The following is a 14,305-nucleotide window of genomic DNA, read 5'->3' as shown; positions in this document are numbered from 1 at the left end:
TGCGGAACGATGCGCGACGAGCCATGGATGCAACGGTGATCACGTTCGTCCGCCCTTGACCCGGGTGGGCGACACTGGGATGTTGATACGCGGTCCACGCGATGGTGACGAGGAAGCCGGTGCGAATCCGGCACGGTCCCGCCACTGTGAGTGCGGAGTCGTCCCCGACGAAGGCCACTGCCGGAATGTCCGGTGGGAAGGCCGGGGACGATGCCGAGGCACGAGTCAGGAGACTCCCACCGTCGCACCGAATCGTACGGGGTCGCGGAGCCCCGGAGGAGGTCACGGTGCGCGTCATGCTGCCGTCCGTGCCGGCATTCCCGGCCCAATTCACCCACTGTATCCACGTCACCCACATCGCATAGGGCGGTTCCCCTACCCGTTCCTGTCCGTGCGATGTGGAGAGTCGTGTGTCCCAGAACTTCCCCGATCCGGGGAGATCGGCCGACGGTGCGCTCGAACGCGTCGTCGCCGGCCTGCTCCCGGATGACAACCCTGCCCTGACCGAGGCCACGGCATCCGTGGCGTTCCTGACCGTCCAAGCCGCCCGGCACACCGGCCGCAGCAGCGGATACGTCAACACCGTCCTGAGCGTGCGCGTGGGACCCTGCGTCGGGTCGTGCGCCGTCGAGCCGGACGAAGTGGACAGTTCCGCTGTGGACAGTGCTGTCGTGCGCGAGATCGTCGGCTCGGACGTCGCGTCGCTGCTGGCACACCCTGCCCGCGCGGTGCGCATCGCCGCCCTCGACGCCTACCTCGCGGCCCGCAGGCCGCATCCCCTCGACTCCCGGACGGTGCGGATCCCGTCCGGGACCTCCCTGGAGAAATCGATGGCGCGCGCCCGCGTCGTCGCCGACCTCGTGCCCCTGCCCGCCGGCGGCACGGTCGCCGTCATCGGCGTCGTCAACTCGCTGCTGTCCGCGCTACGGGAACGCGGCCTCGACTACGTCGCCTGCGACCTCGGCGGCGGACGCACCGAATGGGACGAACCGATCACCGACGACCACCGCGCGGCGATCGAGGGTGCGGACGCGGTGCTCGCCTCGGGGATGACCCTCGGCAACGGCACGTTCGACGACATCTCCCACCGCTGCCGCGAGCGCGGCATCCCACTGGTGATGTTCGCCCAGACCGGCGCCGCGGTGCTCCGGGAGCTCCTGGGAGACGGGACCGGCGGTGCCGGTGAGATCGCCGCGTTGTCGGCCGAGCCGTACCCGTTCTTCTGGCTCAGCGGTGACGCCACGGACGTCCACGTGTACGGCGAAGGCCACGGCGCCGGCGAAGGGGGTGGCTCCGCGTGATTCCGTTCCAGCACACCGGTCCCGGCGAGACGCGGACGACCACGGTGGACACTCCGGGCGGACGCCGGTGCGTATCGCTGCTCGACCTCATCGGCAACACCCCGGTGCTGCGCGTGAGTACGCCCTTGCCCCGGCACCATCCGGGATTCTGGGCCAAATTGGAAGGAGTCGGCCCTGCCACGATGAAGGCCCGCGCGGCGCTGGCGATGCTGCAGGGCGCCCGCCGGCGCGGTGACCTCGACGACGGCGGCACCGTCGTCGAATCGAGCAGCGGCACGCTCGCCATCGGACTGTCGTTCGTCGGGCGCGCCCTCGGGCACCCCGTCGTCATCGTCGCCGACGACGAACTCGACGACATGACCCGGCGCCTGCTGCACGCCTACGGGACGCGCCTGGAGATCGTCGACCGTCCACACCCGACCGGGGGCTGGCAGCAGGCGCGCCTCGATCGGGTCGAGCAGATCCTGGACGAGATCCCCGGCGCGTATTGGCCCGACCAGTACAACAACCCGGACAACCCCACGGGGTATCACCAGATGGGCCTCGAACTGGCCCAGCAGCTCGAGCACCTCGACGCCCTCGTGTGCAGTGTCGGCACCGGCGGGCACAGTGCGGGCATCGCGTCGGTGGTGCGCCGCACCTGGCCCGACGTCCGCCTGATCGGCGTCGACGCCCCGGGCTCGAGCGTCTTCGGCCAGCCGGCCCGGCGGCGCGTGATGCGCGGACTGGGCAGCAGCATCCATCCCGACAACGTGGCCTACGACCAGTTCGACGAGGTCCACTGGGTCGGCCCGGGGGAGACGGTCGACGCGTGCCGGCGGCTGGCGGCCGGCACGTTCGTCAGCGGCGGCTGGAGCACCGGAGCCGCCGCGATGGTCGCGGCGTGGTGCGCACGCGAGCTCGGCTCCGACCGCGTGGCCGCCGTGTTCCCCGACGGACCGAGCCGCTACTGGGAATCGGTCTTCGACGACGGCTTCTGCCTACGCCACGGACTGACGGCCGTCGCCGACGAACCGGACACAGTGGACAGTGTCGCCGATTCGGTCGGGCACCGATGGGCGCGCTGCGTCGACGTGCCCGATCCGTGCGAGCGGCGAGCGCCGCGCCCCGATGCGACCCGCGAGGAGGAGCTCTCGTGACGACCCGAAGCGCATTCCGACAGCTGTCCACACCGGCGCGGCTGCTGGTGCTCAACCAGTTCGGCATCAACATCGGCTTCTACATGCTGCTGCCGTTCCTGGCCTCGTACATGAGCACCGAACTCGGATACGGGGCCGCGATCGTCGGCCTCGTGCTCGGGCTGCGGAACCTCAGCCAGCAGGGCATGTTCCTCGTCGGCGGCACCGCCGCGGATCGGATCGGCTGCCGGCCGATGATCATCCTCGGCTGCGGTCTGCGGGTGCTGGCGTTCGGCCTGTTCGCCCTGCTGACGTCGCTGCCGGGGCTGATCGCCGCCGTGGTGCTCACCGGGCTCGCGGGGGCGTTCTTCAACCCTGCCGTGCGGACCTACCTCATGCACGAGGCCGGGGAGCGGCGCGCCGAGGCGTTCTCGGTGTTCAACGTCTTCGCCCACGCCGGCACGCTGGTCGGGCCGCTGCTCGGCGCGCTGCTGCTGACGATCGACTTCCGCGCCGTGGCGTGGGTCGCGTGCGTCGCGTTCGCCGTCCTCACGGTGGCGCAGATCCTCGTCCTGCCGCACCGCGAGGTCGAACCGCAACAGACGGGCGTGCTCGGCAGTTGGCGCGAGGTCGTGACCAACCGGCGGTTCCTCGCGTTCACGGTGTCGCTGTCGGCCTACTTCGGCCTGTACAACCAGCTGTACCTGATGATCCCGCTCGAGGCGCAGCGGGTGTCCGGGCTGTCGTGGGCGATCACGCTGGTGTTCGTCGTGTCCACGGTGATCGGCGTGGCCGGTCAGGTGCGGATCACCGAATGGTGCCGCGCGCGGTGGACCTCCGGCCGCTCGGTCGTCGTCGGCCTGGCGTGCATGGGCCTGTCGTTCGTGCCGCTGCTGGTCGCCTCGCCGTTCCTGGTCACCCGCACCGGTGAGGACCTCGGCGTGACGGTGGCACTGGTGATGATCCCGGTGCTGGCGACGACGGTGCTGTTCACCGTCGGCCAGGCCATCACCAATCCGTTCGCGATGGAGCTGCTTCCCGTCGTCGGCAGCGAACGGCTGGCCGGCACCTACTACGGGTTCTACTACCTCGTCTCGAGCGTCGCGGCCGCCGGCGTGAGCTGGCTCGCCGGAACCCTGCTCGACCTCGCCGGGGTGGCGGAACTGCGGTGGCTCCCGTGTTGGCGCTGTGCGTCGTCGGACTCGCCGGAGCCGCGGGTGCGGGGGCCATGGAACGCCGCGGCCTGCTCCGCCGGTCCTCCGAGAGCGCCGCATCCGAGGACGCCGACGACAAGGCTGCTGACACCGCTGACACCGACGACACCGCTGACACCGGCGAAGGTGCCGGGGACAAGGAGGGTGGACATGAGCCGAGCCGCCGGTGACCGGGTCCGTCCACGATGGACCCGGCGGCGTTTCCTCGCCGCCGCTGCGGGTGCCGCCGCCGTGACCGTCCTCCCGGGATGCGCCGCGGGCGGTGCGGGAAGCGAGCGGTTCCGCGTCGCCTTCGCGACGGCGGGTGGACGGGAGTCGCTCGATCCGCACGTGACGCCGCTGTTCGTCGACCAGGCCAGGGCCAAGGCCCTGTTCGACACCCTCGTGGCGTACGACGACGACATGAGCATCGTCCCGCGGCTGGCCGAGTCGTGGGAGTCCGGAGATGCCGGCCGGCGCTGGCGGATCACGCTGCGCGGGGCCCGGTTCCACGACGGAAGCCCCGTGACGGCCGAGGACGTCCTGTACAGCTACCGGCGGATCGCCGACCCCGGGGCCGGCGCGTCCGCGCAGACGCACTTCACCCCGGTGGACTTCGCGGCGAGCCGCGCCCACTCCGAACGCGAACTCGAACTCGTCCTGCAGGCGCCGAACTTCGAGTTCCCGGCGGCGTGGGGCGCACCGGGCACCGAGATCGTCCCGGCGGGCACGACGGGCTTCCGGAACCCGGTCGGGTCCGGGCCGTTCCGGTTCTCGTCGTTCGAACCCGGCGGCAGTGCGGTGTTCACGAGGTTCGACGACCACTGGTCCGGCCCGGCGGCACCTGCGGAGCTGGAATTCGTGCCCATCAACGACGAGTCTGCCCGGGTGTCGGCGCTGCTGTCCGGGCAGGTGCACTACGCGCACGACGTCGGCGCCAACGCCGCGCGCAGGCTCGAGGGCGACGAGCGCGCGCGGGTGCTGTCCGCGCCCCACAGCACGATGCAGGCGGTGGCGCTCAAGGTCGACCGTGCCCCGTTCGACGATCCGCGTCTGCGCGAGGCGGTGCAGCTCGGTATCGACCGGGAAGCGCTCGTGGAGGTCGCGCTCAGTGGCAAGGGCGAGGTCGGCAACGACCTGTTCGGCAAGGATCTCGAGCACTACGCCGATGATCTGCCGCAGCGCACCCGGGACGTCGACCGCGCCCGAGAACTCGTGCGCGAGGCCGGTGCAGGGCGCTCGGAGATCACACTGCTGACCAGCGACACCGACCCGTACTTCGAGCGGGCGGCGACGCTGATCGCCGAACAGTTGGCCGAGATCGGGCTGACGGTCACCCCGCAGGCCCGGCCGTCGGAGACCTACTTCGACGAGATCGAGGAGCGGGGCGTGGCCGCGCACACCCGGACGGCCGCGCTGCCGGTGCCGGTGTTCCTCGGGCAGCGGATGACCTCCGGCAGCGAGAGCGGCAACTACACCCACTTCGACTCGGCCGAGTTCGACGGCCTGTTCTCCCGGGCGATCGCCACCGCCGACGACGGCGACCGGGCGCGCCTGCTCGCCCGGGCCCAGCACGTCGCCCACGTCGACAGCGGGCTCGTCGTGTGGGGATTCAGCCACTGGAACGTCGCCGTCGCCCCGGGCGTCGACGGATTGCGCGCGGCGACGCCGAACTCGCAGGACTGGGCGCGGTTCGACGGCGCGTCGTGGGGTGAGCGCGCCCTACCCCGTGCGGCGGCTCGGCGCCGGGCTGGTGCAGATCGCGGTCGTCGTCACGGGCGTCTACGTGCTGACGTCCCTGCTGCCCGGCGACACGGCCGTGATCGCGGCCGGGGAGCACGCCACGGACGAGCAGGTCGCGGCTCTGCGTGCCGAGCTGGGGCTGGATCGGCCGTGGGGTGAGCGGTTCGTCGAATGGCTCGCGGGGATTGTCCGCGGCGACCTCGGCACGTCGTGGTTGACCGGGCGACCGGTGACCGAGGACCTGGGTTCGGAGGTGGCCGGCACGCTGGTGCTGGCCGCGGTGACGCTGGCGTGTGTGCTGCCGGTGGCCCTGCTGGTCGGAGTCCTCGGCGGAACGCGGCCCGGCTCGCGGGTCGACCGGGCGCTGAACGCGCTGGTCGTGGCGCTCGGCGCGATTCCGGAGTTCGCGCTCGGCATGGTGCTGGCCGCCGTGTTCGCGCTGCAGCTGGGGTGGTTTCCTGCCACGGCTGCCGGACTGCCGGGAGGGTCGCTGGTCGACCAGCCTGCGGTACTTGTGCTGCCCGTCGCGGTGCTCGTGGCGAAGCACCTGTGCGCGCTGGCGCGGCAGATCCGGATCGGGGTGGCCGACGCGCGTGACGCGCCCTACGCGACGCACCTGCGGCTGCTCGGCGTCTCCGAACGCGCCGTGCTGCTGCGCACCGTGGTGCCGAACGGCATCGCCCCGGCCGTGCAGCAGCTGGCGCGCACGGTGGACGGTCTCCTCGGCGGTGTGCTCGTGGTGGAGGCGATGTTCGGTCTGCCCGGCGTCGGCGCCGGGTTCGTGGAGGCGGTGCGGGCGCGCGACCTGCCGGTGGTGCAGGGCTACGCGATCCTGTTCGTCGTCACCACGGTCGTGGTCAACGTCCTCGCGGATGTCGCGGCGCGGCGGCTCGTTCCGCAGCGGGACGTGGTCACGTGATCGGGTGGGCGATGCTCGGCGCCGGACTGCTGGTGGCGGTCCTGGGTCCGCTGTTGGCGGGGCCGACGCAGTCACAGGCCGCGCCGTTGCTGCCGCCCGGGTCCGGGCACCCCCTCGGCACGGACGTGCTCGGCCGGGACGTGCTCGCGTTGGCCCTGTCCGGCGGGCAGACGGTGGTGCTGCTGGCGGGCGCGTCGCTGGCGCTGGCGTACCTCGTCGGCGTCCCCTTGGCGCTGACGATGGTCGGCCAGTCGCGCCGGTGGGTCGACGAGACGCTGCTGCACGGTCTCGACCTGCTGCTGGCGCTGCCGGGTCTGCTCGTGCTGCTGGTGCTGGCGGCCACCGGACGGCAGGACGCGTTCGGCCTGGTCGCGGCGGTGGCCGCGCTGCAGCTGCCGGCGATCGTGCGACTGGCCCGCAGCGCCGCGTTGGCACCGGCGTGCCGCGCGGCGGTGGAGACGATGGTGCTGCAGGGTGAACCGTGGTGGCGCATCCACCTGTGGCACACCGGACGAGCCGTCGCCGGTCCGGTGGCCGTGGACGCGGGCAGCAGGCTGATCGTGGTGCTGCAGCTGATCGCGTCGGCGAACTTCCTCGGGCTCGGACTGGGCTCGTCGGCGGTCGACTGGGCGGTGCTCGTCGAACGCAACCGGGAGGCGCTGTTCCTGCAACCGTGGACCGCCCTCGTCCCCGCGGGCCTGCTGGTGGTGCTGTGCGTCGCGGCCAACCTGGTCGTGGACCGGGCCACCAGGAGGACCGGAGCGGCGCGGTCGATGCGGTGGAGCCGGGCGGCACGATCGGCGGCCGGGCGGTGAGCGGGCGGGTTGTGCGGGCGCGCGGCGTGCACGCGCGCGCGGACGAGCGGGTCCTCGTGGACGCGGTGGACGTCGACGTCGAGCCGGGCACCGTGGTGGCCGTCGTGGGCCGGTCGGGCAGCGGCAAGACGACACTCGCGCAGGCGCTGCTGGGGGAGTCCCGTCCGGGCATCGCCCTGTCGGGCAGCGTGACACTGTCCGGAGTGGACCTGCTGGGCCGTTCGGAGAAGACGCGGCGGACGGCGCGGGCGGGCAGGATCGCGCTGGTGCCGCAACATCCGGGCGAGGCGTTGAACCCGATGCGGCGGATCGGTGGCGCCCTGCGCGAGGCGGCCGCGTTGCGGGAGTCGGGGTCGCGCGGTCCCGGCCGGGCCGGGCGCGAGGCGGCGGTGCGCAGCGTGGTAGCCGCGGTCGGTTTGGATCCGGCGGTGCTCCGGCGCTTCCCGCACCAACTCTCCGGCGGCCAGCAACAACGCGTCGTGCTGGCGCAGGCGCTGATCACCCGGCCGGAGGTGATCGTCCTCGACGAGCCGACGACCGGCGCGGACACCGTCACCCGGTCCGAGATCGCCGATCTGCTGTCCGATGTGGTTGCGGCCGGCACGGCGCTGGTGCTGTTGACCCACGACCTCGCACTGGCGCGGCGGCTGGCCGGGACGGTGCTGGTGCTGCACGACGGCCGCGTCGTCGAGCGCGGCACATCGGCGTCGGTGCTCGGAGCGCCCGCTTCCGAGCAGGGGCGCACGCTGGTGGCGGCCGAGTCGGCCACGGCCGGTCGGGCGCCGCAGTCCCGGCCGGGGCCGCCGGTGTTGGTCGCCGAGGGCGTCGGTCACCGCGCACGCGACGGCGCCGTGCTGCTGGGCGGGGCGCACCTGACAGTCCACGAGGGAGGGTGGGTGGCCATCGTCGGCCGCTCGGGCGCGGGGAAGACGACCCTGGCCCGCGGTCTCGCCGGCCTGACTCCGTTCACCAGCGGCGTGCTGCGCCTCGACGGGGAGCCGGTGTCGCCGAGCGCCCGGCGGCGTACGCGGGCGCAACGACGGCACGTGCAGTACGTACCCCAGGACGCGCAGGCGAGTTTCGACCCGGGCCGTGCGGTGACGACGCAGATCGCCCGGACCGCCGAGCTGCTCCGCGGCGTCCCGGTCCGGGAGGCACGGGCGGAGGCGGCGGAACTGTTGGCCGCCTGGGGCGTCGACGCCGAGCAGGCGCGGCGACGGCCCGACGAGTTGTCCGGCGGCCAGTTGCAACGTGCGGCGTTGGTGCGTGCGCTGCTGGCCCGTCCGCGGGTGCTGATCTGCGACGAGGTCACTTCCGCGTTGGACACGGTCAACCGGGCCGAGGTGTTGCGCACGCTCGCCCATGCGCGTGGGACGTTCGGCATGGCGGTGGTGCTGATCAGCCACGACCTGGCCGCGGTGTCCCGGCCGGCCGACGAGCTGCACGTCGTCGACGCCGGCCGCATCGTGGAGACGGCCGGTCCGGGCGTGCTCGAATCCGCCCCGTGCTCGCGTGCCGGCAAGGAGCTGGTCATCGCCACCCGGTCACTGCACGACGCCGTGGCGTCCCCGAAACGCCAACACGGCGACGTGGATTGCTGACACGGCGACGGGGGGTGCTGACACGGCGACGGGGGTTAGGGCAGTTCGGACAGGAGGGTGCGGACGCGGAGGTCGATGTCGTCGCGGATGCGGCGGACGGCGTCGACGCCCCGACCGGCCGGGTCCTCGAGCTGCCAGTCCAGGTACCGCTTGCCGGGGAACACGGGGCACGCGTCGCCGCAGCCCATCGTGACCACGACGTCCGAGGCCTCGACCGCCTCCGTCGTCAGCACCTTCGGCACCGCGGCGTGGAGGTCGATGTCCAGTTCGCCCATGACCTCGACGACCGCGGGGTTGATCGAGTCCGCCGGCGCCGAGCCCGCCGAGCGGACCTCGACGCGGCCGCCGCCGTGATGTTCGAGCAGCGCGGCCGCCATCTGCGAGCGCCCCGCGTTGTGCACGCACACGAACAACACCGACGGGCGCGGCGGCTGGGACGGGGCGGCTGAGGTGTCGGACATGGTCACCCTCCGGTGGTTGTGGGACCGGGCTGTGTGAACAAGCGGCGCCTCAGTGCGAGCGAGACGTACACGAGTCCGACGAGGACGGGCACCTCGATCAGGGGCCCGACGACGCCGGCGAGCGCCTGCCCGCTGGTCGCGCCGAACGTGGCGATGGCGACGGCGATGGCGAGTTCGAAGTTGTTGCCCGCGGCGGTGAACGCGAGCGTGGTCGTGCGTTCGTAGTTGAGGCCGACGGCGCGTCCGAGCGCGTACGAGCCCGCCCACATCACGGCGAAGTAGATCAGCAGCGGCAGCGCGATGCGCACCACGTCGAGCGGGCGGCCGGTGATCTGCTCACCCTGCAGTGCGAACAGCAGGACGATGGTGAACAGCAGGCCGTACAGGGCGAACGGCCCGATCCGCGGCAGGAACCGGGATTCGTACCAGCCGCGTCCCTTGGTGCGTTCGCCGATGCGGCGCGTCACGTAGCCCGCGAGCAACGGGATGCCCAGGAAGATCACCACGTTGACGACCAGTTGCCAGGCCGAGACGTCGAGATCGGCCGTGGGCAGACCCAGCCAGCCGGGCAGCAGGGCGAGGTAGAACCAGCCGAGCGCGCCGAACGCGACGACCTGGAACGCCGAGTTGAGGGCGACCAGCACGGCCGCCGCCTCGCGGTCGCCGCACGCGAGGTCGTTCCAGATGATCACCATGGCGATGCAGCGGGCGAGCCCGACGATGATCAGCCCGGTCCGGTACTCCGGCAGGTCCGGCAGCAGCAGCCACGCCAGTGCGAACATCAGCGCCGGTCCGAGGATCCAGTTCAGCGCCAGCGACGACCACAGCAGCCGGTGGTCGCGGGTGACGGTGTCGAGCCGGTCGTAGCGGACCTTCGCCAGTACCGGGTACATCATCACCAGCAGGCCCAGCGCGATCGGCACCGAGATGCCGCCGACCTCGATCGCCTTGAGCATGCTGTCCAGGCCCGGCACCGATCGCCCGGCCAGGAGCCCGGCGATCATGGCCAGCGCGATCCACAGTGGAAGGAAACGGTCCAACGTCGACAGTCGGCCGGCCACACCGGACTCGGCCGGCGCATGCGTCTCGGTGCTCACGCGGGGACATCCGTTCCGGTGTCGGCCGGTGCCAGGACGCTCGACAGTCGATCCAGCACGGCCGGATCGACGCGGTAGTAGATCCACGTCCCACGGCGTTCGCCGACGATCAGGCCGGTCTCGCGGAGGACCTTGAGGTGATGGGAGATGGTGGGTCCGGTGAGGTCGAACGCGCCGGTCAGATCGCACACGCACGCCTCGCCGCCGGTATGCGAGGCGATCAGCGACAACAGGCGCAGGCGCACCGGATCGGACAGTGCCTTGAACGCACGGGACAACTCGGTCGCCTGCGGCGGCGACAACGGCTCGCCCGCCAGCGACGTCGAGCACACCTCATCGGACATGTGGACAAGATTGAGCGGCGTCTAGATAGATGTCAATCTATCCATACTGGTTGAGGGGTTGATCACGGGTCCCTACGTGCCGGCACCGTCCGATCTGCACGTTGCGCGCCACGCCACGCGTCCGTGCTGTTACGGTCGGTCGGTATGTCCCGCGCCGAGTCTGCCTCGCCCCGTCGGATCTACCTGGTCGGCCCCACCGGCCTGCCCAATTTCGGCGACGAGTTGCTGGCGGCGACCTGGCTGCGGCATCTGGCCCGGGTCGCGCCCGACGCCGAGGTGTGGCTCGACTGCCACACGCCGGGCACGGCGCAGGTGATGCTCGCGGGGCTGCACCCCAACCTGCGGTGCACCAACACGTTGTGGCGCCTGAGCACCGAGGCCCCGACCGCGGATCCGTGGCAGGTGGCCGCGTGGGTGCGGCGGGTGCTGCACGAACCGGGCCTGATGCCCCGCTGCCATCCCGGCGTCGAACTGCTCGGCCACATGGACGTCATCCACGTCATCGGCGGCGGGTACATCAACGGGCTCTGGCCGCAGCACGTCGGGCTCCTCGCCGGCGCCGTCGCCGCGCGGGAGCGGTCCGGAGCGCGCCTCGCGGCCACGGGGCAGGGCTTCGCGCCGCTCGCGCCGGGCAGCGGGGAACTGTTGCACGCGTTGCTGCGGCACTTCGCGGTCGTCGACACCCGGGACGAACACTCCGCGGAGCTGCTCGCCTCGGCGGGCGCCCGGGCCACGTGCGACGACGTGTTCCTCGAGGTGCCGAAACCCGAGGACCACGAGAAGGCGCGCAAGTTCATGGTCTGCATGCAGTCCGACATCGGCGCGCTCGAACCGTCCGCCTTGGCCGGTCGGCTGCTCGGATTGCTGCGACGGTGGGAGGTTCCGTCGGAGGAACTGACGTTCGTCGAGGCGATTCCCCGCATCGACCGGGCCGTCTACGACCTGCTCTCCGCCGAGCTGCCCGGCGCCGAGTTCGTGCCGATGTCGGCCCTGTGGCGCCGGGGTATCCCCGCGGCCGCCGACCAGGTGTGGATCTCGACGCGCTTCCACCTGCATCTGCTCGCCGCCGCGGCGGGCGCACGCGGCGTCGCCGTCAGTGTGTCGCCCGACTATTACGACACCAAGCACGCCAGCCTCATCCGGTTGGGCAGCGGCTGGTCGATGATCGATGCCGCGGGCGACGACGTGCCGCCGATTCCCGAGGACGGCGGATACGCCGCCGACACCCTCGACATGCTCGCGACGATGAAGGGCATCGTCGCCGAGCACGTCTACGACACGGAGTGAGCCACGCCCGAGGCGCTTCCCCTTGCTGCGGCACACGGTGTCAAAACCCCAGGTAGATCCACATTCCCGGCTGCGCGAAAACCCTTTCCGGCCCTCTTGACGCGCTGCGGGGTCCGGCCCATCCTGGGCGTACGCGGTTTACCAATACAGAACTCGTTGCGAATGACGCAACCGCGCGGGAGTGCACGCACAGTGCAGCGCGTCGGCGACGAGGCGGCGGGCCTTCGCCCAGAACGCACCACATCGAACCGGGCCGGAACAACGAGGTGGGCCCCATGACCGATGCCATTACCAGCGCCTTCGACACGCGTTCGGACAGTCGGATCGACACCGGCTTCGCCGCGGACACCGGGGGGCCGAACGTCCCCGCCAACCCGGCGGTGATGCTGTACACGCGACTGCGGAAATCGCCGTACTTCTGGAAATCCCGTGCCCACGGGGTAGCGATGTACAGCGTGTACAACCACACCTATCACCCACGCCACTACGGCGACCCGGTCGGCGAGTACTGGGCACTGCTGCAGGGCGTGACCGTCTGGGACGTCGGGGTCGAGCGTCAGCTCGAGATCTCCGGACCGGACGCGTTCGATTTCACCAACATGCTCGTACCGCGCGACCTGAACCGGTGCGACATCGGACAGTGCAAGTACGTGTTCATCACCGCGCCCGACGGCGGCATCATCAACGACCCGGTGCTGCTGCGGCTCGAGGAGAACCGATTCTGGCTCTCCCTGGCCGATTCCGACGTCGGGCTGTGGGCCATGGGCCTCGCGCACGCGGGCGGCTGGGACGTCCGCATCGCCGAGGTCGACGTCGCACCGCTGCAGATCCAGGGGCCCCTCGCCAAGGAGGTCCTGTGCGATCTGTTCGGCGCCGACGTGCTCGACGTGCCGTACTACCGGCTGCGGGAGTTCACCGTCGACGGGATGCAGGTGGTCGTCAGCCGCACCGGATACTCCGGTGAGATCGGCTACGAGCTCTACCTGCGCGACGCCTCGCGTAACGCGGGCCGGCTGTGGGACGCGGTGTGGGAGGCCGGCCGTCCCCACGGGCTGCGGCCCATCGGACCGTGCCACATGCGGCGGATCGAGGCGGGCATGCTCGCCTACGGCTGCGACATCACGCTCGGCACCAACCCCCTCGAGGTCGGCTACGACTACTCGTGGATGGTCGACCTCGACCAGGAGGCCGACTTCATCGGCAAGGCCGCACTGGCCAGGGCCCGGGCCGAGGGCGTTTCCCGGCTCATGGTGGGACTGGAGATGTCCGGGGAGCCGCTCGGCACGTACAACGACGGGTCGATGATCGAGCCGTTCGAGGTGCGGGACCGGTCGGGAACCGCGGTCGGGACGGTGACGAGTGCCTGCCACTCGCCGCGGCTCGAACGCAACATCGGGCTGGCCATGGTGCCCATCGAGCTCAGCGGGACCGGCACCGACCTGACGGTGGTCACGCCGACGGGAATCCGGGAGGCGACGGTCGTGGACAAGCCGTTCATCGACCCGCGGAAGGAGACCCCGAAGCGATGAGGGGACCGCGTGTCCGCAGCAGCCGCACCGCGCGGGCGTTGGCGCCGCTCCTGGCCCGCCCGCGGTACGAGGTGCTGCCCCTGGCCGGCGTGCTCGAGCAGACGGGCCTCCTGCCGGAGGACACGGTCGTCACGGTGACGGCCTCCCCGCGCCGCGGGACCGGTGCGACCGTCGAGCTCTGCGAGAAGCTGGCGGCACAGCGGTTGCGACCGGTTCCGCACCTGGCGGCGCGGCAGCTCACGAGTCGCGGCGAGCTGGCCGACGTGCTCGACCGCCTCGCCGGGTCCGGAGTGGACGACGTGTTCGTCGTCGGCGGCGACGCCGCCGTGGCCGCCGGGCCGTACCCGGACGGGCTCGCGCTGCTGCGTGCGATGGCCGAGCTGGACCGGTTGCCGGCCGCGGTGGGCGTGCCGTCGTACCCGGAGGATCATCCGAGCATCGACCCCGAGACGTTGTGGGCCTCGCTGTTGTCCAAACAGGACTATGCGACCTACACCGTGACGCAGTTGTGCTTCGACGTCGGCGCGGTGGCGGCGTTCCTGACCGCCGCGCAGCAGCGCGGGTTGCGGCTGCCGGTGGTCGCCGGGGTGCCCGGCGACGTCGACGCCGTGACGCTGGCCAGGGTCGGCGCGCGGATCGGCGTCGGCGACTCGCTGCGGTTCGTGACCTCGAACCGGTCGACCGTGCTGGGACTGCTGAAAGCCGGCCTACGGACACCGCGCTCGGGTCGGCACGCGGTCCTGCGGGGACTGGCCGAGCTCGACCCAGGGCTACCGCTCGCGGGACTGCACTTCTACACGTTCAACCGGGTGCGGGCCACCGCCCGCCTCGTCACCGACCTCGCCGCCGGACCTGCCGGCGGTGCCCACGATCGACCAGCAGGAGGGGAGGGGTGAG

Annotated in this window: 12 protein-coding genes and 1 riboswitch; of the genes, 9 read left to right on the top strand and 3 right to left on the bottom strand. The window is 71.7% G+C overall.

The window, feature by feature from the left end; translation table 11 throughout:
* The first annotated feature begins 72 nt into the window (after nt 1-72).
* A riboswitch (cobalamin riboswitch) is annotated at nt 73-257 on the top strand.
* A gap of 153 nt (nt 258-410) precedes the next feature.
* The 6 genes from BJF85_RS01340 to BJF85_RS01315 are packed head-to-tail and all read left to right on the top strand — an operon-like array spanning nt 411 to nt 8,690.
* The gene (locus BJF85_RS01340; RefSeq protein ID WP_075845400.1) at nt 411-1,301 is read left to right on the top strand and encodes a Rossmann-like domain-containing protein; all 891 of its coding nucleotides are present in this window, start codon (nt 411-413) and stop codon (nt 1,299-1,301) included.
* Nucleotides 1,298-2,440 (top strand): PLP-dependent cysteine synthase family protein, encoded by a 1,143-nt coding sequence (locus BJF85_RS01335; protein ID WP_255375310.1) that lies wholly within the window; start codon nt 1,298-1,300, stop codon nt 2,438-2,440. The genes BJF85_RS01340 and BJF85_RS01335 overlap by 4 nt, the downstream gene beginning before the upstream one ends.
* Nucleotides 2,437-5,514 carry an MFS transporter gene (locus BJF85_RS30965; RefSeq protein ID WP_075845399.1) on the top strand — a complete coding sequence of 1,026 codons (3,078 nt, stop codon included), beginning with the start codon at nt 2,437-2,439 and terminating at the stop codon, nt 5,512-5,514. Before BJF85_RS01335 ends, BJF85_RS30965 begins: the two co-directional genes overlap by 4 nt.
* On the top strand, nt 5,399-6,274 hold the full coding sequence (locus tag BJF85_RS01325; protein WP_222844415.1) for an ABC transporter permease: 876 nt from the start codon (nt 5,399-5,401) through the stop codon (nt 6,272-6,274). The genes BJF85_RS30965 and BJF85_RS01325 overlap by 116 nt, the downstream gene beginning before the upstream one ends.
* Nucleotides 6,271-7,089 (top strand): ABC transporter permease subunit, encoded by an 819-nt coding sequence (locus tag BJF85_RS01320; RefSeq protein ID WP_369822047.1) that lies wholly within the window; start codon nt 6,271-6,273, stop codon nt 7,087-7,089. Before BJF85_RS01325 ends, BJF85_RS01320 begins: the two co-directional genes overlap by 4 nt.
* Nucleotides 7,053-8,690, top strand: a complete 1,638-nt coding sequence (locus BJF85_RS01315; RefSeq protein WP_255375308.1) for an ABC transporter ATP-binding protein — start codon at nt 7,053-7,055, stop codon at nt 8,688-8,690. Before BJF85_RS01320 ends, BJF85_RS01315 begins: the two co-directional genes overlap by 37 nt.
* A gap of 35 nt (nt 8,691-8,725) precedes the next feature.
* Here BJF85_RS01315 and BJF85_RS01310 read toward each other — a convergent pair whose 3' ends face one another.
* From BJF85_RS01310 to BJF85_RS01300, 3 genes are read right to left on the bottom strand one after another with little or no spacing between them, the layout of a single operon-like run.
* Nucleotides 8,726-9,151 carry an arsenate reductase ArsC gene (locus tag BJF85_RS01310; protein ID WP_075845397.1) on the bottom strand — a complete coding sequence of 142 codons (426 nt, stop codon included), beginning with the start codon at nt 9,149-9,151 and terminating at the stop codon, nt 8,726-8,728.
* Between the two features lie 2 nt (nt 9,152-9,153).
* Entirely contained in the window at nt 9,154-10,248 is a 1,095-nt protein-coding gene (gene arsB, locus BJF85_RS01305) for an ACR3 family arsenite efflux transporter (RefSeq protein WP_075845396.1), read from the bottom strand.
* The gene (locus BJF85_RS01300; protein ID WP_075845395.1) at nt 10,245-10,592 is read right to left on the bottom strand and encodes a helix-turn-helix transcriptional regulator; all 348 of its coding nucleotides are present in this window, start codon (nt 10,590-10,592) and stop codon (nt 10,245-10,247) included. Before BJF85_RS01300 ends, arsB begins: the two co-directional genes overlap by 4 nt.
* Nucleotides 10,593-10,736: 144 nt before the next feature.
* On the opposite strand from BJF85_RS01300, the gene BJF85_RS01295 reads away from it, so the two are divergent.
* The 3 genes from BJF85_RS01295 (at nt 10,737) to BJF85_RS01285 (ending at nt 14,304) form a co-directional block, all read left to right on the top strand.
* Entirely contained in the window at nt 10,737-11,879 is a 1,143-nt protein-coding gene (locus BJF85_RS01295) for a polysaccharide pyruvyl transferase family protein (protein ID WP_075845394.1), read from the top strand.
* Nucleotides 11,880-12,262: 383 nt separating this feature from the next.
* On the top strand, nt 12,263-13,408 hold the full coding sequence (locus tag BJF85_RS01290) for a glycine cleavage T C-terminal barrel domain-containing protein (RefSeq protein WP_255375314.1): 1,146 nt from the start codon (nt 12,263-12,265) through the stop codon (nt 13,406-13,408).
* A complete protein-coding gene (locus BJF85_RS01285; protein ID WP_083665826.1) occupies nt 13,405-14,304 on the top strand; it encodes a methylenetetrahydrofolate reductase in 900 nt (299 codons plus the stop codon). Before BJF85_RS01290 ends, BJF85_RS01285 begins: the two co-directional genes overlap by 4 nt.
* Nucleotide 14,305: the final 1 nt, after the last annotated feature.

The organism is Saccharomonospora sp. CUA-673 (assembly GCF_001942305.1).
In the GTDB taxonomy this organism is placed as follows: Bacteria; Actinomycetota; Actinomycetes; order Mycobacteriales; family Pseudonocardiaceae; genus Prauserella.
The sequence above is the reverse complement of the archived record's forward strand: the minus strand, read 5'-3'. Positions and strand labels throughout refer to the sequence as shown.

Coding starts and splice junctions, on each gene's coding strand:
- BJF85_RS01290 (WP_255375314.1), top strand. CDS start 12,263: ATGCTGTACACGCGACTGCGGAAATCGCCGTACTTCTGGAAATCCCGT.
- BJF85_RS01310 (WP_075845397.1), bottom strand. CDS start 9,151: ATGTCCGACACCTCAGCCGCCCCGTCCCAGCCGCCGCGCCCGTCGGTG.
- BJF85_RS01285 (WP_083665826.1), top strand. CDS start 13,405: ATGAGGGGACCGCGTGTCCGCAGCAGCCGCACCGCGCGGGCGTTGGCG.
- BJF85_RS01295 (WP_075845394.1), top strand. CDS start 10,737: ATGTCCCGCGCCGAGTCTGCCTCGCCCCGTCGGATCTACCTGGTCGGC.
- BJF85_RS01300 (WP_075845395.1), bottom strand. CDS start 10,592: ATGTCCGATGAGGTGTGCTCGACGTCGCTGGCGGGCGAGCCGTTGTCG.